This is a genomic window from Mesorhizobium sp. M8A.F.Ca.ET.181.01.1.1 (assembly GCF_004792025.1).
Lineage (GTDB): Bacteria > Pseudomonadota > Alphaproteobacteria > Rhizobiales > Rhizobiaceae > Mesorhizobium.
This window is the reverse complement of record NZ_SRTV01000002.1, coordinates 138,019-160,914: the sequence shown is the minus strand read 5'-3', so window position 1 is coordinate 160,914 and position 22,896 is coordinate 138,019. Positions and strand designations below refer to the sequence as shown.

25 protein-coding genes and 1 tRNA gene are annotated in these 22,896 nt (G+C 62.2%); 7 read left to right on the top strand and 19 right to left on the bottom strand.

All coding sequences use genetic code 11. From position 1 onward, the window contains the following. Positions 1 to 6: 6 nt before the first annotated feature. From EN824_RS09065 to rpoZ, 13 genes are all read right to left on the bottom strand, one after another. On the bottom strand, positions 7 to 525 hold the full coding sequence (locus EN824_RS09065) for a PaaI family thioesterase (protein WP_135883359.1): 519 nt from the start codon (positions 523 to 525) through the stop codon (positions 7 to 9). Then, positions 522 to 1,298 (bottom strand): DNA repair protein RecO, encoded by a 777-nt coding sequence (gene recO / locus EN824_RS09060; RefSeq protein WP_127871383.1) that lies wholly within the window; start codon positions 1,296 to 1,298, stop codon positions 522 to 524. The genes EN824_RS09065 and recO overlap by 4 nt, the downstream gene beginning before the upstream one ends. 135 nt (positions 1,299 to 1,433) lie before the next feature. After that, positions 1,434 to 2,597: a porin gene (locus EN824_RS09055; protein ID WP_127276222.1), complete on the bottom strand. Its 1,164-nt coding sequence runs from the start codon at positions 2,595 to 2,597 to the stop codon at positions 1,434 to 1,436. Positions 2,598 to 3,116: 519 nt separating this feature from the next. Further along, positions 3,117 to 4,007, bottom strand: a complete 891-nt coding sequence (locus tag EN824_RS09050; RefSeq protein WP_189522147.1) for an aminoglycoside phosphotransferase family protein — start codon at positions 4,005 to 4,007, stop codon at positions 3,117 to 3,119. A 41-nt stretch (positions 4,008 to 4,048) separates the two neighbouring features. Further along, positions 4,049 to 4,969 (bottom strand): GTPase Era, encoded by a 921-nt coding sequence (era, locus tag EN824_RS09045; protein WP_127276219.1) that lies wholly within the window; start codon positions 4,967 to 4,969, stop codon positions 4,049 to 4,051. Further along, the gene (gene rnc, locus EN824_RS09040; protein WP_127871381.1) at positions 4,966 to 5,691 is read right to left on the bottom strand and encodes a ribonuclease III; all 726 of its coding nucleotides are present in this window, start codon (positions 5,689 to 5,691) and stop codon (positions 4,966 to 4,968) included. Before rnc ends, era begins: the two co-directional genes overlap by 4 nt. Positions 5,692 to 5,695: 4 nt before the next feature. Next, on the bottom strand, positions 5,696 to 6,445 hold the full coding sequence (lepB, locus tag EN824_RS09035; protein WP_027144187.1) for a signal peptidase I: 750 nt from the start codon (positions 6,443 to 6,445) through the stop codon (positions 5,696 to 5,698). 78 nt (positions 6,446 to 6,523) lie between these two features. Beyond that, the gene (gene acpS, locus EN824_RS09030) at positions 6,524 to 6,937 is read right to left on the bottom strand and encodes a holo-ACP synthase (protein ID WP_135883361.1); all 414 of its coding nucleotides are present in this window, start codon (positions 6,935 to 6,937) and stop codon (positions 6,524 to 6,526) included. Beyond that, on the bottom strand, positions 6,934 to 7,533 hold the full coding sequence (locus tag EN824_RS09025; protein WP_127276212.1) for a DUF2062 domain-containing protein: 600 nt from the start codon (positions 7,531 to 7,533) through the stop codon (positions 6,934 to 6,936). Before EN824_RS09025 ends, acpS begins: the two co-directional genes overlap by 4 nt. Positions 7,534 to 7,796: 263 nt before the next feature. Continuing rightward, positions 7,797 to 8,177 (bottom strand): VOC family protein, encoded by a 381-nt coding sequence (locus EN824_RS09020; RefSeq protein WP_167531192.1) that lies wholly within the window; start codon positions 8,175 to 8,177, stop codon positions 7,797 to 7,799. A gap of 13 nt (positions 8,178 to 8,190) precedes the next feature. Further along, positions 8,191 to 8,769 carry an orotate phosphoribosyltransferase gene (gene pyrE, locus EN824_RS09015; protein ID WP_127276208.1) on the bottom strand — a complete coding sequence of 193 codons (579 nt, stop codon included), beginning with the start codon at positions 8,767 to 8,769 and terminating at the stop codon, positions 8,191 to 8,193. 25 nt (positions 8,770 to 8,794) lie between these two features. Continuing rightward, positions 8,795 to 11,023, bottom strand: coding sequence for a bifunctional (p)ppGpp synthetase/guanosine-3',5'-bis(diphosphate) 3'-pyrophosphohydrolase (locus tag EN824_RS09010; protein WP_127276205.1), 2,229 nt, complete (start codon positions 11,021 to 11,023; stop codon positions 8,795 to 8,797). A 212-nt stretch (positions 11,024 to 11,235) separates the two neighbouring features. Beyond that, positions 11,236 to 11,637: a DNA-directed RNA polymerase subunit omega gene (gene rpoZ, locus EN824_RS09005; RefSeq protein ID WP_127276203.1), complete on the bottom strand. Its 402-nt coding sequence runs from the start codon at positions 11,635 to 11,637 to the stop codon at positions 11,236 to 11,238. A 319-nt stretch (positions 11,638 to 11,956) separates the two neighbouring features. Here rpoZ and EN824_RS09000 point away from each other — a divergent pair, with 319 nt between their 5' ends. Continuing rightward, entirely contained in the window at positions 11,957 to 12,538 is a 582-nt protein-coding gene (locus EN824_RS09000) for an NYN domain-containing protein (protein WP_127276201.1), read from the top strand. Between the two features lie 11 nt (positions 12,539 to 12,549). Then, positions 12,550 to 13,206 carry a uracil-DNA glycosylase gene (locus tag EN824_RS08995; RefSeq protein ID WP_135863728.1) on the top strand — a complete coding sequence of 219 codons (657 nt, stop codon included), beginning with the start codon at positions 12,550 to 12,552 and terminating at the stop codon, positions 13,204 to 13,206. A 33-nt stretch (positions 13,207 to 13,239) separates the two neighbouring features. Here EN824_RS08995 and EN824_RS08990 read toward each other — a convergent pair whose 3' ends face one another. Further along, positions 13,240 to 13,713, bottom strand: coding sequence for an Lrp/AsnC ligand binding domain-containing protein (locus EN824_RS08990; RefSeq protein WP_127871508.1), 474 nt, complete (start codon positions 13,711 to 13,713; stop codon positions 13,240 to 13,242). 142 nt (positions 13,714 to 13,855) lie between these two features. On the opposite strand from EN824_RS08990, the gene EN824_RS08985 reads away from it, so the two are divergent. Continuing rightward, positions 13,856 to 14,779 carry a DMT family transporter gene (locus tag EN824_RS08985; RefSeq protein ID WP_135863726.1) on the top strand — a complete coding sequence of 308 codons (924 nt, stop codon included), beginning with the start codon at positions 13,856 to 13,858 and terminating at the stop codon, positions 14,777 to 14,779. 15 nt (positions 14,780 to 14,794) lie between these two features. On the opposite strand, the gene EN824_RS08980 is transcribed toward EN824_RS08985, so the two are convergent. From EN824_RS08980 to dapA, 3 genes are all read right to left on the bottom strand, one after another. Then, the gene (locus EN824_RS08980; protein ID WP_135932165.1) at positions 14,795 to 15,505 is read right to left on the bottom strand and encodes a GH25 family lysozyme; all 711 of its coding nucleotides are present in this window, start codon (positions 15,503 to 15,505) and stop codon (positions 14,795 to 14,797) included. 76 nt (positions 15,506 to 15,581) lie between these two features. Beyond that, positions 15,582 to 16,061, bottom strand: coding sequence for an SsrA-binding protein SmpB (gene smpB, locus EN824_RS08975; protein ID WP_027144197.1), 480 nt, complete (start codon positions 16,059 to 16,061; stop codon positions 15,582 to 15,584). A gap of 25 nt (positions 16,062 to 16,086) precedes the next feature. After that, complete coding sequence (gene dapA / locus EN824_RS08970) at positions 16,087 to 16,968, bottom strand: 4-hydroxy-tetrahydrodipicolinate synthase (RefSeq protein ID WP_127278541.1); 882 nt, start codon at positions 16,966 to 16,968, stop codon at positions 16,087 to 16,089. Between the two features lie 293 nt (positions 16,969 to 17,261). Between dapA and EN824_RS08965 the strand changes: the two genes are divergently transcribed. Together EN824_RS08965 and EN824_RS08960 are read left to right on the top strand one after the other, a co-directional pair. Next, positions 17,262 to 19,292, top strand: coding sequence for a lytic transglycosylase domain-containing protein (locus tag EN824_RS08965; protein WP_135932164.1), 2,031 nt, complete (start codon positions 17,262 to 17,264; stop codon positions 19,290 to 19,292). Between the two features lie 108 nt (positions 19,293 to 19,400). Next, entirely contained in the window at positions 19,401 to 20,300 is a 900-nt protein-coding gene (locus tag EN824_RS08960) for an alpha/beta hydrolase (RefSeq protein ID WP_135932163.1), read from the top strand. Positions 20,301 to 20,330: 30 nt separating this feature from the next. On the opposite strand, the gene EN824_RS08955 is transcribed toward EN824_RS08960, so the two are convergent. Next, positions 20,331 to 20,421 (bottom strand) — tRNA-Ser (locus EN824_RS08955). Between the two features lie 331 nt (positions 20,422 to 20,752). Here EN824_RS08955 and EN824_RS08950 point away from each other — a divergent pair. Continuing rightward, entirely contained in the window at positions 20,753 to 21,865 is a 1,113-nt protein-coding gene (locus EN824_RS08950; RefSeq protein ID WP_135932162.1) for a pyridoxal phosphate-dependent aminotransferase, read from the top strand. Here the strand turns inward: EN824_RS08950 and EN824_RS08945 are convergent. Next, positions 21,862 to 22,371: a MarR family winged helix-turn-helix transcriptional regulator gene (locus tag EN824_RS08945; protein ID WP_245520964.1), complete on the bottom strand. Its 510-nt coding sequence runs from the start codon at positions 22,369 to 22,371 to the stop codon at positions 21,862 to 21,864. The genes EN824_RS08950 and EN824_RS08945 overlap by 4 nt on opposite strands. Positions 22,372 to 22,570: 199 nt before the next feature. On the opposite strand from EN824_RS08945, the gene EN824_RS08940 reads away from it, so the two are divergent. Continuing rightward, positions 22,571 to 22,855 carry an acylphosphatase gene (locus EN824_RS08940; protein ID WP_127278538.1) on the top strand — a complete coding sequence of 95 codons (285 nt, stop codon included), beginning with the start codon at positions 22,571 to 22,573 and terminating at the stop codon, positions 22,853 to 22,855. The last annotated feature ends 41 nt before the right edge of the window (positions 22,856 to 22,896 follow it).

Below are 22,896 nucleotides of genomic sequence, written 5' to 3'. Positions count from 1 at the left end.
GAAAACTCAACGTGCCGCCAGATTGGCTGCCGGAAATATCGAACATGTCTCGGTACCGAAAGCCAGCAGCTTGCCGCCGGCGTCCTTCAGCGTCGCCTCGGAAACGGCAAGCGTGCGGCCCTTGTGAACCACCTTGCCTTCACAAACCACCTCGCCGGTCCTGGGCGTGATCGGCCGCGTCAGGTTCACCTTGAACTCGGCCGTCGTGTAGGCCTCACCCTTTTCGAGCAGCGTCTGAACGGCGCAGCCCAACGCCGAATCGAGCAGCGTCGCCGCCCAACCGCCATGCACGCTGCCCAGCGGGTTGAGATGGCGTTCGTTCGGCACGCCGCGAAATACGGCGCGGCCTTCCGACACTTCGGTCAAGGCGAAGCTGAGCTGGAAGGAGATCGGCGGTGCCGGATATTTGCCGTCGATGATTCGCTGAAGCAATTCCAGGCCGGTGTATTTCAGGATGTCGGCATGAGGAATGGTGCCGAGGCCGAGTGGCGAGACCCGGCCCGGATAGAGTTCGACTTCGCTCATCTGATGATTTCCCCGGCCGCGTTCTCTCCGGCGATGGGCTTGTGCGTCGCGTGGTGCTTGCGCAGCGCTGCAAGAAAGCCGGCGCGCGCGTCAGGCTGATCGATGCCGCGCGGCTCGTAAACATGGCGGGTGAAGAAGAAACCGGTCAAGCGGAAGGCGTCCGCGATCGCCGCATGGTTCGCGCGCATGCCGGAGCCGCGCTGCAGAAATGCAGGCAGCACCAGCATCTTGTCGTGCCACGGCGCGCCGGCTTCACGCGACACCGCGCGTCCCGACTTCGGCGAGACATAGGCAAGATCCTGCCTTGTACCGGTGGCAGCGCATTGGCTGAGATCGAGGCCGAAGCCGAGTTCATCAAGGATCAGAAGTTCGAAACGCGCCACCAGCTCGCCGGCGGCATCGGCATCGTCCAGGTGGACGATCATCACCGAAAGCGCCTCGTAGAGGCCGCCATGGGCGTCACGCTCGGGCAGCAGGCGCAGATGCGCCGCCATGGTCTGAAGGCCGTAGACGGCGATGGCACTGTCCATCAGCCGGGCGGCATTCATTTCGATCGCTTCGGCCTGGAAGGTGCCCAGATGCTCGTCGAGGCGCGCGCGCCACAAGAGATCGACGCGATTGCCGGGCTGGAGAACGGGCTGCTGCTTGCGTGAGCGGCCGCCGCGCACGAGGCCGAGATGGCGGCCATGCGCACGCGTCATCACCTCGAGAATGGCGCTGGTTTCGCCATGCTTGCGGGTGCCGAGAATGATTCCCTCGTCGCGCCATTCCATGCCCGAGCTTTTCACCCGTTGGATGGCGAAATCAAGATGAGGCGCTGGTGCTCAGACGGGCTGGCTCCGGGACAGCGCGCAAAAAACCGCCCACAGCGATACGCTGCGGGCGGTCTGGTAAGGTCAGTCGATCCGTTAGAACGAGCGCTGGAAGCGGAGAATGCCGCCGACGCTGCTCTTCTTGTTGGCCTTGGTCCAGTTGTTGAAGTCGACGTCGTCGAATTTTCCTGCATTGAGGTAATCGACTTCAGCCGTGACCGTAAAGCCGGGCACAACGGTATAGGCAACGTTCGCGGCGATGCCGAGATTCTTCCAGTCGTCATAGGAGATCTGGGCGTTGAACGAGGTCTTGTCGTTGAACTTGTAGGTGCCGCCACCCCAGATTGCCCAGTTGCCGCCCCACTGTTTGTAGAAGCCGCGACCGTGTGCATCGATGGCGTTGTTCGCATCGTCGGTGAGATTGTCGTCGGTGCCGTAGCCAGCCATGATGAACAGCGACAATTCGTTGGTTGCCTTGACGTCAAGGCGAACCTTGCCAGCGACTTCTTCGTAGTTGCTGTCATAGGCCACGACGCCGGTGATCGCACCCCAGTCGCCCTTGTACTTCAAGCCGCCGACGACATGCGGAACATAGCTGTCGATGGTGCCCACGACGCCGGCGCCTTCTTCGAGGGAGACCATGCCCGAGAAACCGTTGCCTGCGTCGAAGTAGTATTGGACGACGTTGCTCTCCTGCCCGCCGTAGGGCACCAGCGTATCCTGGATGACGTTGCCGGCATAGCCGATGAACGTGTCGAAAGCCGTATCGTCCTTACCGACGCGCAGACCACCGAGTTGGATCCAGGCGAAACGCAGCGAGAGCGACTTGTTACGGCCCGTCCAATCGGTGCTGGCCGAATCTTCATAGTCGCCCGAGGAGTTGCCGTAGTTGAAGCGGGTCTCGGTGTAGGTCTTCAGGGTACCGAGCTCGGTTTCCTGACCGGTCCAGGTCTTCAGCGTGAAGCGGGTGTTCTTGTAGTAGGTCGAGTGATCGTCGTTGGCGTTCTGATGGTCCTGGACATGGTTGACGCCATCGAACGAGCCGGAATCGCCGACGCCGATATCATAGCGGACATAGCCGCCGATGCGCAGGCAGGTCTCGGTGCCCGGGATATAGAAGTAACCGGCGCCGTAGACGTCACAGATCTTGACGTATTCGGCCGGTTCCGGTTCGGCGACGACGACCGCGTCCGCGGCGCGCGCGCCGGAAACCGCGATCAGTGCCGCGGCTGAGCCGAGAAGGAGGCTCTTGATGTTCATTTTCTGACCTCTCCAGTCAAGTTAATAAGATGGCTTCTGAATTGTGGCTGGCGGATATGTTGTCCCGCTTCACCCGACAATGAAAAAGGGCTCGCACCGCGTCCCCTTTTCGCGGCGAACATACCCACCAATCTTCCGCCTTCAATGACAATTCCACAAATATGCCGGATTCAGACCACAGATTAAATCTGTGTTGCACAAATAACACTAACCCACTAGGACCAATTTTCAAATCGGCACAAATGGTACATTGTCATTTTTATGTAATAATTGGGTATTTTTTTGATTTATTCATCTGATGCTGTAATTTATTCTATTATTTTCATGTAATTAAATACGATTTCTAACAAAAACATTGGATAACTTATTTTTCGACGTCAGATCCCTGAATCGAATCTGACCAATCCCTCGGACTCCGCCGACGCCAGAAGGGCCGTGTGAAGTTGCCCGCCGCAGTGACTTTTTTTGATCCATCGGAAACTCAACGCCGTCCGATGTCGGCGCGTCACGCGCTTCCCCTCACGCCTGACACTCGCGATTGATCAGCACCGCGTCGATCACCTGCCAAGATTCTTCGATCTCGGCCCGGGCGACGTCTATGTGGCCGGCGGCGATGATCAGCGCCTTCCACAGCGCCCAGCCACGCCCGCGCGCCCAGGTCGCCTCATCTGCCGCGAGGCAGGCGCGAAAAGTGTCCCGGCTCTCGCCTTCGAAAAGCGTCCAGGCAATTGCCAGATCGCAGGAGGGATCACCGACACCGCAGGTGCCAAAATCGATCACCGCGCCTAGCCTGCCCTTTTCGACCAGGAGGTTGCCCCGGCTGACGTCGCCATGGAACCACACGGAAGGACCTTCCCAGGCCGCGGCAAGGGCTATCTCCCAGACAGCGGTGGCGGCGCCGGTATCGATGCGGTTGCCGAGCGCCGAGATCGCTTGCCTTGTCTCGCCGTCATAGACGGTCAGCGGTCCGCCGCGAAAGAAATTGTGCTGCCCAGGCGCTGGCCCATCGGTCGCGTCCACGTATCTCAACGCAACCAGGAACCGAGCCAGGTCCGCCGCGAATTCCGACAGATCCGCGATACGTTCCCGTTTCGCGGTCTCGCCCTCGATCCAGCCATAGACGGACCAGTGCCAGGGATAGCCCTCGGCCGGAGCGCCCATCGCCAGCGGTACGGGGATGGACAGTGGTAACAGCGGCGCCAACCTCGGCAGCCAGCGATGTTCCTTTTCCACTTGCAGGGAATAAGCGGCGGCGCTCGGCAACCGCACGGTCATCTCGTCGCCGAGATGAAAGGTCCTGTTGTCCCAGCCGCCAAAATCAACCGGCCTGACCGCAAGATTCTTCCAATGCGGGAATTGCGCGGCAATCAGCCGGCGCACCAAGGCGACATCGATCGTGACCTCAAGCATGATCTTTCCCGAAAACAGACCCTTTTGTTCGGGATCATGCCCTAATGAGGAAACTCCAACCCCATCTCGCGATAGCGCTCGGGATCATCGCCCCAGTTCTCGCGCACCTTTACGAACAGGAACAGGTGCACCTTCTGCTCCAATATGCCTGATATTTCCATCCGCGCGGCCTGCCCGATGGCGCGGATGGTCTCGCCCTTGTGGCCGAGCACGATCTTCTTCTGGCTGTCGCGCTCGACAAAGATGGTCTGGTCGATACGCACCGAGCCGTCTTTCTTCTCTTCCCATTTCTCGGTCTCGATGTGCGAGGAATAGGGCAGTTCCTGATGCAGCCTGAGATAGAGCTTTTCGCGGGTGATCTCGGCCGCGAGTTGGCGCATCGGCAGGTCGGAAATCTGGTCTTCCGGATAGTACCACGGGCCGGCCGGCAGCGCCTGGGCCAGATAGTCGAGCAGGTCCTTGCAGCCGGAGCCGGTCAACGCCGAGACCATGAAGGTGCGCTGGAACGGCACTTTCTCGTTCGCTGCCGCTGAGAGGGCCAGAAGCGCCTCCGGCTTGACGCGGTCGACCTTGTTGAGGATCAGCGCCATCGGCTGGCGCACGTCCTTCAGCCGTTCGAGGATGGCATCGGCGTCGCCCCTGATGCCGCGTTCCGCATCGATCAGCAGCAACACGATATCGGCGTCCTTGGCGCCGCCCCAGGCGGTGGTCACCATTGCCGTATCCAGCCGCCGCTTGGGCTTGAAGATGCCCGGTGTGTCGACAAAGACGATCTGCGCGTTGTCGTGCGTGGCGATACCGCGCACGATGGCGCGTGTCGTCTGCACCTTATGGGTGACGATCGAGACCTTGGCGCCGACAAGTTGGTTGACCAGCGTCGACTTGCCGGCATTGGGCGCGCCGATCAGCGCGACGAAGCCGGAATGCGTAACAGGAGCGGCTGCAGTGTCTTCGGCGGTCATGCCGCACTCCCTTCATGAACCCAGACGCCTTCGCGAACCAGAAGGGCGGTGGCGGCGGCCTGTTCGGCCTCGCGCTTGGAGCGGCCGCTGCCGGTTGCCGGCTGAAACGCGCCGACCTTGACGCTGACGGTAAACAGCGGATCATGATCGGGGCCTTCCCGGCCGTCGACCTGATAGGCGGGAACAGCACCCGCCGCCTGATGCGCCCATTCCTGCAATTCGGTCTTGGCGTCGCGGCGTGCCGCGCCCGAGGCTTGCGAACGCGGCTGCCAGTATTTGTGAATGAACACGCGGGCCGCTTCCAGACCACCGTCGAGATAGAGCACGGCGATCAGTGATTCCAACGCGTCGGCGCGCAGGTTGACGCGCTTGCGTCCCTCGAGCCCGCGCACGTCCGACCCGGCACGGATCAGGTCCGGCAGCCCGATATGCTCTGCGATATCAGACAGCGCCTCGGCATTGACCAACGCATTGAGGCGCAGCGACAACTCCCCTTCCGCGGCATCGGGAAAGGCAGCCAACAGCATATCGGCGACTACAAGGCCAAGAACCCGGTCGCCGAGAAATTCGAACCGTTCATAATCGGCGCCCGCATTGGCACCGCGCGCACTGGCATGGGTAAGCGCACGCTGCAGGCGCTGGCGGTCGGCGAAGGCATGGCCCGTGCGTTCCGCAAGCGCTTCGGCGAGCGCATCGGCGGTCAACCGTTTTGGCGCCGCCATGGCCCTAGTTGACGAAATGGAACAGGCGCGAAGCGCGCATCAGCGACGGCCATTTCCAGATTTCGAGCGGGCTTGCCTTGCCGGCGATCGAGAAGAAGACAAGGTTGGCGCGGCCGACCAGGTTCTCGGCCGGAACATAACCGACGGTGAAGCGGCTGTCGGCGGAATTGTCCCTGTTGTCGCCCATCATGAAATAGTGCCCCGGCGGCACGTCGAATTCGCGGGTGTTGTCGCCGATCGAGTTCGGCGACAGGTCCAGCGTGTCGTAGCTGACGCCATCGGGCAGCGTCTCGCGATAGACGTCGATGGGATAATCCTTTTCCGTGATGTCGGGATTGTCGATCTGGCCGGTCTTGACGCGCGGCACGCCGACGCCGTTGATGAACACTTGGCCATCCTTCATCTGGATCTTGTCGCCGGGCAGGCCAATGACGCGCTTGATGTAGTCGACGGACGGATCCGGCGGGAACTTGAATACCACCACGTCGCCACGCTTGGGCTCTGAGCCCCAGATGCGGCCCGAGAAGATATCAGGGCCGAAAGGCAGCGAATAGCGGGAGTAGCCGTAGGACCACTTGGTGACGAACAGATAGTCGCCTTCCAGAAGCGTCGGCCGCATCGAGCCCGACGGGATCGAGAACGGCTGGAACAGCAGCGTGCGAATGACCAGGGCGAGCAAAAGCGCCTGGACGATGACGCTGACGGTTTCGCCAAGCCCGCCGGATTTCTTCTGGGATTTTTCAGCCACGCTCATGTCGTCCTCGATTGTGCGTTGGATGGTATAGAGTCTCGGCGCGCGCTGGGCAACGTCAATGCCGGTCGTCAGATGCAATCAATGTGGCGCTTCTTCGACGGGCACCGCCTCGATGATCACAAAGGCTTGAGCGAGCGGAAAATCATCCGTGATGGTGAGGTGGATGGCAGCCTGATGGCCTTGGGGCAGGATCTTTTCCAGCCGCGCCAGCGCCCCGCCGGTGAGCGCGATGGTCGGCGCACCGCTGGGCAGGTTGACGACCCCCATGTCACGCCAGAAGACCCCTTGTGCCAGACCGGTGCCCAGTGCCTTGGCGCAAGCCTCCTTGGCGGCAAAGCGCTTGGCGTAGGACGCCGCGCGGGCGCGCCGGTTCTCCGAACGCGCCTGCTCCACCTCGGTGTAGATCCTCTGGATGAAGCGCTGGCCGTGACGCTCAAGCGACTTCTCGATGCGTCTGATGTCGATCAGGTCGCTGCCGATGCCGATGATCATTGGGCAGCGGAACCGACGCTTCCGCCGGGATGATGCGAATGCTCACGGCGTCTTGCGCGCTCGGCCAGCCGCTTGCGCCTCTGTTCGCGGAAGACATTCATGCCCCAGCGCGTGATGCCGTAGAACACCAGGCCGAACACCAGCCCGAGCGGCACCGCCCCGATCAGCATCGGCTCCAGGACGGGATGCCATAGTTTGGCGAACGAAAGCGTGTGCATCATCTCGCCCAGATGCGCCGGCGGGCCATGCGCCGGCAGGCGATCGTGCAGGATGAGCTTGCCGGTTTCCCAGGATGCGCCCCACAAGAGCGGAAAGGTCAGCGGATTGCCGAAGAAAACAGCTCCGAGAGCAGCTGCCACCAGATTGCCGGCGATCACCCAACACAGAACGGCGGCAATGATGAAGTGGAAACCGACGGGGAAGAACGAAGCAAAGACACCTGCGGCGACGCCCGCCGCCACCGCGTGCGGGGTGGCCTTCAGCCGCAGAATGCGCTTGGAGAAATATTGAAGCGAGCGCGAAAACGAACGGCGCGGCCACAAATAGGTGCGCACCCGCTCGAAAAGGCCATCAGGCTTGCGGCGACGAAAAAGCACTGTCTTCCTATTCCCGACAATTCACAGCCTACACGCCGGCTGTTCCAGCCGGGCTTCGACCACCATATCTTGCGCTTTACGGTCGCCAGAAGGCAATCGCGACTTTGATATAGCCATCCGCAACCCCGACAACAACCGGAGGCCGTCCGCGCGGTGGCCGCACCGCCAGATTTTGGTAAGGTCCGTCTCCTCCAACATCGGACAATCGCGGCGAATTTGAGAAGCGGTTTTCGGCTAATTGTCGCAGCCAAATGATCGATACGCTACCGCAGATACTGGCTGACTTCGACCAGGTTGCCATCCGGGTCGCGGAAATAGACCGACATCATCGGGCCCCGCGCGCCGAGGCGTTCCACCGGCCCGAGCTCCACCGTCACGAGATTGGCTTCGAGACCGGCAAGGAATTCATCGAGCGGCCGCTCGGTGATCAGGCAGAAGTCCCCGGATCCTGGCGTCGGCGACTGGGCTTTCGGCTCGAAGGTGCGGCTGACCTCGTGGACATTGATCTTCTGGTTGCCGAAGGCAAGTGCTGTCGGCCGGCCCGGCGTATCGACGCGTTCGAAGCCCAGCACGCGTTGATAAAAGGCGCAGGTTGCGTCGAGCGACGCCACCGTCAGCACGAAATGATCGATGCCAACGATCAATGCGACCTCCTCCTCAGATGTTGCGGCTGCCGGGCTTGATGGCCGGGATGGCGGCAAGCTCCGGCGGCAACCTGTCCGGCGGATAGGCTGGAACCTCGTATTCGGCAAGCGCAATCAGCGGCACGCCGACATGGGTCTTGCCGGCCGAACGATCGATGATGCAGGCAGCCGCGACCACCTCTGCGCCGAGTTGGCGCAAGCAATCGATGGTTTCGCGGATCGACAATCCGGTGGTGACGATGTCCTCGACGATGACGACGCGGGCGCCTTGGTCAATCTCGAAGCGCCGCAGGCGAAACTCGCCCCCTTCCCGCTCCACCCAGATCGCCGGCACGCCAAGGTGGCGCGAGGTTTCGTAAGCCGGGATCAGCCCGCCGATCGCCGGCCCGACGACATAGTCGATCTTGCCCGGCACCGCGGCGCGGATCTTCTCGGCCAGCGCCTTGCACAGCCGCTCGGTCTTGTCGGCATGCATGAACACCCGTGCCTTCTGCAGGAAGACCGGACTGCGCAGACCCGACGTCAGGATGAAATGACCCTCCAGAACAGCGCCAGCCTCGCGGAATATGCCCAGCACTTCGTCGGTATTCATCTCGTCCCCCATGGATCGGCTATCGCTAGCCATTGACGCGCCGCGCATCGCTGACGCTCGAATTGTCCTTGAGCTGCGAGAGCAGCCGGTTGAGATGCTTGAGGTCCCAGACTTCGAGATCGATCAGCATTTCGGTGAAATCGGGCGCGGTGCGCACCATCGACAGCGTATGGATGTTGGCGTCGTTTGAGGCAACGACCTGGGCGATGTCGGCGAGCGAGCCCGGCGCGTTGATGGCGGTGACCGAGACGCGCGCGGGAAACCGTTCCTTGGTGCGTTCGTCGATGTCCCAACGCACGTCGATCCAGCGCTCCGGCTGGTCGTCGAAAGCCTGCAGCGCCGGCGACTGGATCGGGTAGATGGTGATGCCGGTGCCCGGCTGGACGATGCCGACGATACGGTCGCCAGGGACCGCGCCTTCCGGCGCGAAGCGCACCGGCAGGTCGCCGCGCACGCCGCGGATCGGCACGGCGCCGGCGCCTGGCTGGTCCTTGTCCTTGCGCGCGGCCCGGCCAGGTATCTGGAACAGCATGCCGGCGGCGTTGCGGATCTTCGACCAGCCCTCCTCGCGCTGCTTGGGAGCCGCAGGGGTGACGCGCTCGTCCTTGTAGTCAGGGAAGACCGCCTTCATGACATCGGTGGAAGCCAGTTCTCCGCGACCGACGGACGCCAGCACATCCTCGATGTCCTTGCGAGCCAACCGGTGCAGGACGGGCTTCAGGCTTTCCTTGGTGAAGGTCTTGCCGGCTCGTTCGAAGGCACGCTCAAGGATACGCGCGCCGAGACCCGAATACTGCTTGCGGATGGCATTCTTGGTGGCGCGGCGGATGGCGGCGCGCGCCTTGCCGGTGACGACGACCGATTCCCACGCGGCTGGCGGCACCTGCGCCTTGGAGCGGATGATCTCGACCTCGTCGCCATTCTTCAGTTCCGTCATCAGCGGCATGATGCGGCCATTGACCTTGGCGCCGACGCAGGTGTCGCCGACATCGGTGTGGACGGCATAGGCGAAATCGATCGGCGTGGCGCCGCGCGGCAAGGCAATCAGCATGCCCTTCGGCGTGAAGCAGAACACCTGGTCCTGGAACAGCTCCAGCTTGGTGTTTTCGAGAAAATCTTCCGGATTGTCGCCTTCGGCCAGTTGCTCGATGGTGCGCCGCAGCCAGGCATAGGCATTGGTCTCCTTCGAGATCGCATGGCCGGCGCCGTTCGTCTTGCCACCGGTGTCCTTATAGATGGAATGAGCGGCGACGCCGTATTCGGCGATCTTGTTCATCTCGCGGGTGCGGATTTGCAGTTCGACGCGCTGGCGCGAAGGGCCGACGATGGTGGTGTGGATCGAACGGTAGTCGTTCTGCTTCGGCGTCGAGATGTAGTCCTTGAAACGGCCGGGTACCATCGACCAGGTGGTGTGGATGGCGCCCAGCGCGCGATAGCAGTCCTCGACGGTGTCGACGACGACGCGGAAGCCGAAAATGTCGGACAGTTGCTCGAAGGACAGAGCCTTGGCCTCCATCTTGCGGAACACCGACCACGGCTTCTTCTGCCGGCTCTTCACGCCGGCGTTGATGGCATGCTTCTCAAACAGTGCCGACAGCGCCTTTTCAATGTCGGTCAGTACGCCCTTGTTGCGCTCGAAGATCTCGGCGAGGCGGGCGGTGACGGCACGGTAGGCTTCCGGATTGATGAAGCGGAAGGCGATCTCTTCCAACTCCTCGCGCATGCCTTGCATGCCCATGCGCCCGGCCAGCGGCGCGTAGATGTCCATCGTCTCCTCGGCAATGCGCAGGCGCTTGGCCTCGGGCATGTGATCAAGGGTGCGCATGTTGTGCAAACGGTCGGCGAGCTTGACCAGCAGCACGCGCACATCTTCCGAGATCGCCAGCAGAAGCTTGCGCAGGTTCTCCGCCTGCTCGGCCTTCTTGGAGACGAGATCGAGCTTCTTAAGCTTGGTCAGGCCCTCGACCAGCTTGCCCATTTCGGGGCCGAACAGATCGTCGATCTCGGCTCGCGTCGCCGTTGTGTCCTCGATGGTGTCGTGCAGCAGGGCGACGGCGATGGTCGCCTCGTCCATGTGCATCTCGGTGAGGATGGCCGCGACCTCGAGCGGGTGCGAGAAATAGGGATCGCCGGAAGCGCGCTTCTGGTGGCCATGCTTCTGCATGGCGTAGACATAGGCCTTGTTGAGCAACGCCTCGTTGACGTCAGGCTTGTAGCGCTGGACGCGCTCGACAAGCTCATACTGACGCATCATGGGCTAAATCTCTCGGCGATGAAATGAATCATGCGCCGCACTGTCGTACGGCGCATGTCCGGTACCAACTGTCGCAAATACCAGATTCATACATTATGCCAAGTGCGGCCAAAACTGCATCTGGTATTTGCGACAGTTGGTACTCGATAGCCACGAAAACTGCCGGGACGGAAGGGCCGGAAGATTGTTCCAGGCGCTTCCGGAGAGCTGTCTCAGTAGTCGTCGCTCTTTTCCGGCGGGACCAGACCTTCGATGCCGGCCAGCAGGTCTTCCTCGGTCATGCGATCGAAGGTGACGTTGTCCTCGGCGTCGTCGGTGTCGGCGGCGGCGACGGCACCGCCAGTCTGGTCGGCGATCACTTCGCCATCGGCTTCGGGCTCGTCGACCTCGACATGCTTCTGCAGCGAATGGATCAGATCTTCCTTGAGATCGTCGGGCGACAGCGTCTCGTCGGCAATCTCGCGCAGCGCAATGACCGGGTTTTTGTCGTTGTCGCGCGGGACGGTGATCTGCGCGCCCTGGCTGATCTGACGGGCGCGGTGGCCGGCCAGAAGCACCAGCTCGAAGCGGTTGTCGACCTTGTCGATGCAATCTTCAACGGTTACGCGGGCCATGGATTGCCCCTTTCATGCCTGGATGTGACGGAAAACAGGCGCGGTCCATAACCCGAACGGCGCCAAAATACAAGCATCATGGCGATGCAGGCCCACGGGGCACTCAATCCCTCCATCAAACTCCGGATTTGGCAAAACCGGCCGCGTCCACGGTTCGGTTCTACGATCACAATTGCTTGCAGTGCGCCAGACGCCCTTGGATTGCCACCAAACTGGCGTTATCTCGGTTGGTCCAAGGTCGGCCGGTTTTTATGAGCCTGACCAATAGTCGATACCGCATTTCGTTTAGACGGCGCTTATTTCGAAAAGGATTATTTCCATGTTCGACCCTCGTGAAAAAATCGCCCTGTTCATCGACGGCGCCAATCTCTACGCCACCTCGCGCGCACTCGGGTTCGACATCGACTATCGCAAGCTTTTGGCGAGCTTCCACAAGCGTGGTTACCTGTTGCGCGCCTATTATTATACGGCGCTGGTGGAGGACCAGGAGTATTCCTCGATCCGGCCGCTGATCGACTGGCTCGACTATAACGGCTTCAAGGTGGTGACCAAGCCGGCCAAGGAATTCACCGACTCGACCGGCCGCCGCAAGATCAAGGGCAACATGGACATCGAGCTCACTGTCGATGCGCTGGAACTCGCCGACGTCGTCGACCACTATGTCATATTCTCCGGAGATGGCGATTTCCGCACGCTGGTCGAGGCGCTGCAACGGCGTGGCCGCAAGGTGTCGATCGTCTCGACCATGGCCTCGCAGCCGCCGATGATCTCGGATGACCTGCGCCGCCAGGCCGACCATTTCATCGACCTGGCGACGCTGAAGAACGAAGTCGGCCGCGATCCCTCCGAGCGGCCCGTAAGGCGGCCCGAACCGGCCGAAGTCGAGGAGGACGACTACTGAGGCCGGTCGACTTGACCGTCCTCTCCGCTTCCGAACCCAGCCGCGACTGCCCACTTTGCCCGCGGTTGCATGACTTCATCGCCGAATGGCGGCAGCGCGAGCCGTCCTGGTTCAATGCGCCAGTGCCGACCTTCCTGCCACCGGGCGGCGAAGACACCGTCCGGCTTCTGATCGTCGGTCTGGCGCCTGGCTTGCGCGGCGCCAACCGCACCGGGCGCCCGTTCACCGGTGACTATGCCGGTGACCTGCTCTATTCGACACTGATTGCCCACGGTTTTGCACGCGGCGAGTTCAAGGCGCGGCTCGATGACGGGCTGGAACTCGTCGGCACGGCCATCACCAACGCGGTGCGCTGCGTGCCGCCGGAGAACAAGCCGGTGGGCGCCGAGATCACCACCTGCCGGACATTTTTGGTGCCGACGATCGCTCGCTTTCCAAACTTGCGCGCCGTGCTGGCCCTGGGATCGATCGCGCACCAGTCGACCGTGCGGGCACTGGGCGGGCGCGTCGCCGCCTATCCGTTCAAACATGGCGGGCAATTGCCCGCCGGCGGCATTACGCTGTTTTCGAGCTATCATTGCTCGCGCTACAACACCAATACCGGGGTGTTGACCGAAGACATGTTCGTCAGGGTGTTTGGCGACATCGCGGCATTCCTGGAGACCTGAAGTATCGGACGTCGTACGGTCTTCGGTGCCTGCCTACACCGGCAACAGGGCATCCGGTTTCACGTCGCCGATCGAGGCATAGGTATGTGTTTCCTTCACGCCCGGCAGCGGCAGGATGACGCGTTTGAGAAAGTCCTGATAGTCGGCCATCTCGGCAATGCGCGCCTTCACAAGATAGTCGAAGCCACCGACGACCATATGGCATTCCAGAACCTCGGGCGCCTTTGCGACCGCCTCGGCGAAACGATCAAAAATATGCGGGGCCGTGTGATCGAGCCGCACCTCGATGAAGACAAGCATGCCTCGGCCAATCTTTACCGGATTGAGCACCGCCCTGACGGCGGTGATGAACCCGTCGCGAAACAGGCGCTTCACGCGCTGGCTGGTGCCGGTCGGCGACAGGCCGACGCGCGCTGCCAGATCAAGCGTGGTGCGGCGTCCATCTTCCTGCAGCAGCCGCAAAAGACTGCGATCGACGGCGTCGAGGTCGCCCGATTCAGGATTCACGTTCAAGCCACCTCATTTGCGTGAACTACACGTCAATTTTCGAAAAACAGCGTATTTAGTCGCGGCCATTTCGACAATAGGCTGCGCTTCATCGCAAGGTCGGGGCTGTCTCCTCCTGGCGGCATGAATATGGTGGCAGAACATGGCGGACGTCCGAGACACGGGAAACACAAGGCTTGCGGTGATCGCCGGCCTCGCCATGATCGCCATCTATGCCGCGCAGTTCGTGGCCGCCCGCTTCAGCCTCAGGGAGCATCTGACGGCCACCGACATGGCCGGCTTGCGCTTTGCCGGTGCCGGCGCGGTGTTCCTGCCGATCGTCTGGAGGCGCGGCCTGGCGACCATGACGGCGCTGGGCTGGCGGCGTGGATTGACGTTGGCGGCGCTGGCCGGATTGCCCTATCCGCTGATCATCAACTGGGGCCTCACTCATGCGCCCGCCGCCCATGCCGCGGCGCTCTGCCCCGCCTCGATCGTCTTCTTCTCGTTCCTATTGTCGCTGTTCAGGGAAAGCGCGTCGCGCCGGCGGATCGTTGGCGTCGCCACGATTATCGCCGGCTTGTTGCTGTTCATAGCGCCGGCGCGCACCGGCGCCGGTGATGTCTTGTTCGGGGATCTGCTGTTTGTCGGATCGGGCGCGATGTTTTCCACATATGCCGTTCTTGTGCAGCGGTGGCGTGTCGAGCCGGTGACGGCGACCGCGAGCGTCGTGCTTTTGTCCTGCCTGCCGCTGCCACTTCTCTATGTCTTTGCGCCAAGCGGCCTCCATGCCGCCGCAGGCGCCGAAATCGCCAGCCAGATCGTCATTCAAGGTCTTCTCGCCGGCGCTGTCGCAATGTTCCTTTACACTTACATTGTCGACCAATTGGGCTCGCAGGCTGCATCGCTGTTCCTGCCGGGTGTGCCGATCGCCACCGTGATGGTCGGCATGGTCGTGCTTGGCGAGACCCCGCTGGCGATCCAATGCGTGGCCATCGCCATCATGGCCGCCGGGATGGGTTATTCGGCGATGGGTCGACGCAGCACCAGGGAAAATCTGGCTGTTCCGGCACCAGCTGGATCGTAAATGGTTTCAGTGGCATCAAGGTATGGGGGCAAGCAGCGCCGCCAACTTCTGCGGCCCGCCCTGCAAAACGTTCAGGTCGACGTCCCCCTCAATGCCGTCCACGCGTCCCCGGTTGTGGTACTGCCAGTAGATCCAGTCACGGCGGTCCGGCTCCATGAGCAGAGAGCGCAGCCAGAGTGGGCGAGCGCTGATTTGCCCGGCATAGGCAGCTTCGGCTTCATCCGTCAGATAGACGATCGCTGGCTTGCCGAAGGCCGCCTCGACGGGTCCAAGGAAAGCCTGCAGTTCGGCGTTCAGTTGCTCGGGCGACGGGCGCTGCGGACAGTTGCCGCCGAACTCGATGTCGACGACCGGCGGCAGCAACGGCTGATCGCGCGGCACCACCGAGATAAAATTCCTGGCCTGGTCGGCGCCCGGACGGCAGAAGGTGAAGAAATGATAGGCGCCGACGGCGAGCCCGGCGGCGCGGGCCTCGCGCAGGTTGCCGGCGAAGGCTTCGTCGACATGGTCGCCGCCCTCAGTCGCCTTGATGACGGCGAAAGCCACATCATCGGCGGCAACGCGCCGCCAGTCGATCTTGCCCTGATGATGGGAGACGTCGATGCCCCTGACCGGATATCTGCCGCGGTCGGGAGAATAGGTGTGGAAATAGACCAAGGCCCCCGCCGCAACGATAGATGCCAGGGCAAGACTGGCGAGGCCCCAGAGAACAGTCCGCTTCTTCAAGACCATCCCCTGTTGGGCTTGCCGATTGTTAGACCTTGAAGCCCCGGCTGTTGGCTTTTTTCAGGCTGTCACCTGATCACCCGCGTTCCTTGAGCAGCCGGCCCTTTTCGCGCGACCAGTCGCGTTGCTTCTCGGTCTCGCGCTTGTCATGCAGCTTCTTGCCGCGGCCAACGGCAAGCAGCAGCTTGGCGCGCCCCTGATCGTTGAAATAGATTTTTAGCGGCACCAGCGTCATCCCTTCACGGTCGACGCTCTGCGACAGTTTTGCCATCTCGCGCTTGTTGAGCAGCAGCTTGCGGCGCCGGCGCGGTTCGTGGTTGAAGCGGTTGGCCTGCAGGTATTCAGGCAGATAGGAATTGATCAGCCAGATCTCGCCGCCTTCTACCGAGGCATAACTGTCCTGGATGTTGGCCTGGCCCTGGCGCAGCGATTTGACCTCGGTGCCAGTCAGCACCAAGCCGGTCTCGATCGTGTCGAGCACCTCATAGGAAAACCGCGCCTTGCGGTTTTCCGCAACGGTCTTGTTGTTGGGATCGGCTTTTCTGACTTGATTCATGATGTGGAGAGGTGGCGCCTCATCCTCAATTAATCAAGCCGGCGTGCTTCATGGCCGCATCGATCTTTTCGGCCGTCGACTGCTCGATGGTGACCAGCGGCGAACGCAGCACGTTCTCGACCTTGCCCAGCTTCGACAGCGCGTATTTGGCGCCGGAGACGCCGGGCTCTATGAAGATCGCCTTGTGCAGGGGCAAGAGACGGTCCTGCAGCTCGAGCGCCTTGGCGCTGTCGCCGGACAACGTTGCCTCCTGGAATTCGGCGCACAGCCTCGGTGCGACATTCGAGGTCACCGAAATACAGCCGACGCCGCCATGCGCATTGAAGCCGAGTGCCGAGGCATCCTCGCCGGAAAGCTGGATGAAATCCTTGCCGCAGGTCATGCGCTGCTCGGACACCCGCTCGACCTTGCCGGTCGCGTCCTTGACGCCGACGATGTTGTTGAAGTCGTGCACCAGCCGGCCCATCGTCTCCGGCGTCATGTCGATCACCGAGCGCGGCGGGATGTTGTAGATGATGATCGGCAGCTTGGTCGCCCGGGCGACGGCGGCGAAATGCTCGTAGAGACCGCGCTGTGTCGGCTTGTTGTAGTAGGGCGTGACGACCAGGGCCGCATCGGCACCCGCCTTTTCGGCATACTGCACAAGCCCAACAGCTTCCTCGGTGTTGTTGGAACCGGCGCCGGCGACGACAGGCGCCCTGCCCCTGGCCACCTCGATGCAGACCTTGACGACGTGGCGGTGCTCGTCATGCGACAGCGTCGGCGACTCGCCGGTGGTGCCTACCGGGACGAGGCCCGTGGTGCCTTCGCCCAGCTGCCATTCGACGAACGCGCGAAAGGCTTTCTCGTCGAAACGCCCGCTCTTTTCGAACGGTGTCACGAGCGCAGTAAGCGAGCCTCTCAGCATGTCGTCCAACTCCTTGGGACTTCCAGGTTCATGCATGTCGTCGTCCCAAAAGCGGTTGCCGGTTTTGGGCGACATGCATCGGTGTTTTGTCGTGCGCGCCTTCTAACCGAAAGCGAAGCCGCGCACCATAGTCTCGACACTGTTGCGCGGCAAGCATTGCCATGGTGCCAGCAAGCGTTATTCGAACGGCCTCGATAACCCTTTGTTTACGAGCCCTTCACGACCTAAGTCTAGGCTTCGAGGCTTCTTCGCCTGCTGGTAAAATGCTGGACTAAGGAAAGACACGAAGGATCATGCCGACCGGTCGGCCCCGCCTGTTCGCGCTTCTTGGCGCCATCGCCGCGCTGATGCCCGGCGTGGCGATCTGTGGCAGCGCCGATGTGCGGGTCACTTCGGCCATTCCGATGCCTGGCGTACAGGACAAGGCGCAACAGGCCCCCACCCCCGGCGTCACGCTCTTGAAAAGCGGCCTGGATGCGCTGGCAGCTGGCGATATTCCCGGCGCGCGCGGTGTGCGCGATGCCCTCCCCGCACAATCGCTCGACCAGCACATATTGGCCTGGGCGATCGCGCTCTACGGGGGCGACAAGGTTCCGAGTGGCGATATCGCGGCGGCCGCGAAGATGCTGCCCAATTGGCCAGGCACCGTTGCGTTGCGCAAGAACAGCGAGCGCGCGCTCTATCGCGAGAACCCAGCGGCGGACATCGTCATCAAGGCTTTCGACGGCAGCCAGCCGCAGACATTCGAAGGCGTGATGGTTCTCGCGCGCGCCTATGTGTCGTCCGGCAACGCCAAAGCGGCGCGATCGGTGTTGTCGCCGTTCTGGCGCACCGCGATCCTGGACGCCAAGGACGAGGCGGCTCTGATCAAGGAGTTCGGCGCCCTTGTTCCCGCCGCCGATCACCGTTTTCGCATGGAACGCATGTTCTATGCCGACCGGGTGAATTCCGCCTTGCGTGTCGCCGGCCTCGCCGGCGCCCAGCAGCTTGCCGACGCCTGGGTGGCGGCCGACAGAGGCGACAAGAATGCGGCCAAACTGCTGAAGGCGGTGCCGGTGGCGCAGCGTTCGGCCGGCTATTTCTTCGCGCAGGCCGAATATCTGCGCAAGCAGGAGGATTTTGCGGGCGCAGCGGCGGTTGTCATGAAAGCGCCGGCAGACCGTGAATCCCTGGTCGATCCGGACGCCTGGTGGGTCGAACGCCGGGTGCTGTCGCGCGAACTGGTCGACCAGGGCGACATGAAGACCGCATACAAGATAGTCGCCATGCATGCAGCCGAAAGCGCGGCCAATGCAGCGGAAGCCGAGTTCCATGCCGGCTGGTATGCGCTGCGCGGCCTGAGCGATCCCAAGCTCGCGGCGACGCACTTCGCGCGCATCGCCGAGCTAGCTCAGGGGCCGGTGACCCTGTCGCGCGCCTATTACTGGCTCGGCCGCTCGGCGGAAGTCGGCGGCCCCGGCAATGCCAAGGATTATTTTGGACGTGCGGCGACCTACGGAACGACGTTCTACGGCCAGCTAGCCGCCGAACGCGTCGGCCGGCAGGCGCTCAACATCGTCTATCCCCAGCCAAGTGCCGCCGACCGGCAGAACTTTGCCGGCCGCGAGGCCGTCTCCGCCATCAAGCGCCTGCAGGAGGCAGGCTACGACCGTTATGCCGAAACGCTCTATCGCGACCTTGCCGGGCAGTTGACCAGCCCGGGTGAACTGGCGCTGCTCGCTGTCCTTGCGGAAAAGCAGGACAACCATTTCATGGCGCTGAAAGTTGGCAAGATCGCCGGGGCGCGCGGCATCGATGTCGGTGCGTTGTCGCATCCGCTCGGCGTCATCCCCGATTCGGCCAATATTTCCGGTTCGGGCAAGGCGCTGGCCTATGCGATCGCCCGCCAGGAAAGCGAATTCAACGTCGGTGCCGTATCCAGTGCCGGCGCGCGCGGCCTGCTGCAGCTGATGCCGGGAACCGCCAAGCAATTGGCGAAGAAGGCCGGATTGCAGTTTTCGCAGACCAGGCTGACAAGCGACGCCGGCTACAATGCAACGCTTGGTTCGGCGTTCCTTGGCGAACAGCTCGATCGCTTCAACGGCTCGTACGTATTGACCTTCGCGGGCTACAATGCGGGCCCCGCCCGGGCCAGCCAGTGGGTGGCGAAATACGGCGACCCGCGCGGCAAGGACATCGATGCGGTGGTGGACTGGGTCGAGCGGATTCCCTACACGGAAACAAGAAGTTACGTGCAGCGCGTGATGGAGAATTACGAGGTCTACAAGATGCGTATTTCCGGCAAGTACGACATTGTGGGCGATCTCGTGAATGGGCGCAGCTGAGGCTCTTGCTCTCCCCGTGCGAGGAGAAGGAGGAGCCTTTCCCGTTTGACCCTCCAGCGCTCCGTCTATAGCAGTCGTGGACGATCTCGCGGCTAAGGCGTCCGTTCCATGTCGAGCAATCCAGATTTCTCCGACTTCTTCTATGCCGCGCCAGATGGGCTGAGGCTTCACGCGCGTGTCTATGGCGAAGCGAGTTCCGCCCATTGGCCGGTCGTCTGTCTGCCTGGCCTGACGCGCAACGCGCGGGATTTTCACGAGCTTGCGCTCTATCTCTCAACGCGATCCGCCCTTGCGCGCAAGGTTGTCGCTTTCGACTACCGCGGACGCGGGCAGTCGGCCTACGATCCCGATGTCAGTCACTACAATGTCGGCATCGAAGCCGGCGACGTTCTTGCCGGGCTGGCCGCACTCGGTATCGGACAGGCGGCCTTCATCGGCACCTCGCGCGGCGGGCTGGTGATCCATGTCCTTGGCGCGATGCAGCCGGCGGTACTGAAAGCCATCGTGCTCAACGACATAGGGCCAGTGATCGAAGCCGCCGGCCTCGCTCACATCCAGTCCTATCTCGAACGCACGCCAAAGCCGAAAACCTTCACCGAGGCGGTGGATGCCCAGCGCAATGTTCATAGCCAGGACTTTCCAGCGCTTGCTGAGGGCGACTGGGAGCGAATGGTGCGCGCGCTCTATCGCGAGACGAATCAAGGGCTGCTGCCCGATTTCGATTCGAAGCTGGTCGACACGGTTGCCAATCTCGACCCGTCACAGCCATTGCCGCCTCTTTGGCAGCAATTCGATGCGTTGGCGGCCATTCCGCTGCTCGTCATACGCGGCGCCAATTCAAGGCTATTGTCCCAGGAAACGCTGGAGGAGATGCGAAAGCGTCATCCCGGCACCAGGACAATCACCGTACCGGATCAGGGCCACGCACCCTTCCTGGAGACCGGTAACCTGCCCAATGAGATCGCGCTCTTTCTGGATCAAGCAGAGGCGCAGAAAAATCCGGGGTAAGCCCCGAGAGCAACCAAGGTCTTGGGGTCATGGCGGAGAGGATGGGATTCGAACCCACGAGAAGCTTTTGACCTCTACTCCCTTAGCAGGGGAGCGCCTTCGACCACTCGGCCACCTCTCCGTTGTGCCGGTGGATAAAGAAAAGCGGCGGCACAATCAACAAGCCCGCGTCATTAATATGGAAAAATAAGAGCGTACCGGACCGCGGCTTTGCGCGATGCGGGGATTCTGCGGCAATTCCTGGCTGGTAGAACTGGCCGCGGGTTGCGCTTTGGTGCAGATCGAGCGTTGAATTGCCTGGACTAGATGGGGGGCAATCGCGTGTTCATCCTGCCTCGCTGGCAAATACCGCCGGCAGAATCCAGTAAGGCCACCGGATCGGTCGATCCTGACCTTGCACCGTCCCAAGCGGCACGTTAGCAAGAAGGCTCCCTTCCAAGCGAGCTTTCGACATGCCTCAGCGCCCTGCCCTCTCACCACTCATCGCCGCGCTTCCGTCGACCGTGCCGTTTGTCGGCCCCGAAGCGCAGGAGCGTGAACGCGGGCGCGCTTTCCGTGCCCGCATCGGCGCCAATGAGAGCAGCTTTGGCCCCTCGCCGCGCGTGATCGCCCGCATGGAGAGTGTCGCGCGCGACCAGTGGATGTATTGCGACCCGGACAATTACGACCTTAAAGTTGCGGCGGCCGCGCATCACAATGTGGCTGTCGAGAACGTCGTTGTCGGCGAAGGCATCGACGGCCTGCTCAGCCTGGTGGCGCGCATGTATGTGGCGCCTGGCGATGCGGTGGTCACCTCGCTCGGCGCCTATCCTACCTTCAACTTCCACATTGCCGGTGTCGGCGGCCGGCTGGTGAGCGTCCCATACGAGAACGATCGCGAAAGCCTGGACGGTCTGCTCGCGGCGGTCGTCAGGGAAAAGGCGCCGCTGGTCTATCTGTCCAACCCGGACAATCCGATGGGCAGTTGGTGGGAGGCCGACGAGATCATCGGCTTCATACAAGCCCTGCCGGAAACCACCATGCTGGTGCTCGACGAGGCCTATGGCGAGCTGGGACCGGCCTCGGCCCTGCCGCCGATCGATATTTCGCGGCCAAACGTCATCCGCATGCGAACCTTTTCGAAGGCCTACGGACTTGCCGGCATACGGTGCGGCTATGCGTTGGCCGAGAGGCTGGTGATCAGCGACTTCGAGAAGATCCGCAACCACTATGGCGTCAGCCGCATGGCGCAGATCGCCGGCGTCGAGGCGCTCGCCGACCAGGCCTATCTCGAGACGGTGGTGGCCCGGGTGGCCGCCGGACGGCGGCGCATCGCTGATGTCGCCGAACAGAACGGGTTGAAGCCGCTCGCCTCGGCGACCAATTTCGTCACCATCGACTGCGGCCATGACGGTGCTTTCGCCCTGAAAGTGCTGCAGGGACTGTTGTCGCGCGACGTCTTCATCCGCAAGCCGGTGGCGCCAGGACTAGACCGCTGCATCCGCGTCAGTGTCGGTCTCGACCACGAATTGGATATCTTCGCCGAGGAATTGCCGGGTGCATTGGCGGCGGCGCGGGGAAACTAGGGCACTTCCGGGCGCTCAGGAGCCATCGCTACGCCGAGCAGATGCCTGGCACGCGTCAGCACATCCGACAGTTCCGCGGCTTCCTTGTCATTCAGGCTCGCGGTCAGGCGGGCGAGATCACGATCCGTAGCCGCATGAAGTGCGGCAAGCGCGGCCTGGCCGCGCGCGGAAAGCGAAAGAACGCGCGATCGTAGCGGCGCGGGACCGGTGCACATTTCAGTCAGGCCGGCGGCAGAGAATTTGCGAAGGATTCTAGTGACATAGGCAGGATCCACCTGAAGGCCCCGAGCGATTGCGGAGGCCACCGGTGCGAGATCGAGCCGAAGCGCTCGGGCCAGAAAGCCTGTCTTGCCGCCAGGATTGGTGGGGCAATCGCGGGGGCGACAGCCGAGCTCGAACAGCACCCGCGCCTCGGTCAGCGTATAGGCGCTGTGCATCAACGTCTCGTCGAGCAACCCGATCAGCCCGGTATAGAACCGGTTGAAGCGGCGGATATCGCCGACCAAGGCATTGCGATCGCTCATGCCAGAAGCCTCCGGGAAATTTCCAGACCGCAGGGATGATGGCCAGAAAATTGACCCAGTCAACCATTTACTGGATCAAGTCACTTATTTCCGCAAAAACTCCCGGTCTTCGATTGGATAGTACCTCAAGCCAGTTGCCTTCGTTCGGTGCCGCGCCAGACTCTATGCAAGGGAGTGAGCCATGAAAGACCGGAAGAGGGCGGTTCAGGCGCGCATATACGGCAAGGTTCAAGGTGTCGGCTACAGGATCTGGGCGCGAGGCGAAGCGACAAGGTTCGGGCTGCTGGGCTGGGTGCGCAACGAGAGAGACGGCTCGGTGACGGCATGGCTTACCGGCGCCGACGCGGCGGTTGCGGACATGATCGAGCGGCTACGGCAAGGCCCGCTGGGAGCGGCGGTCTCGCGGATCGATGTGGAAGAGCTGGAGAGTTGGACCACGCCTGGAGATTTCAGGATCATTGCGTAGGAGCTCGCTCTCTTGAATTAATTGAACGTTCGTTTTATTAC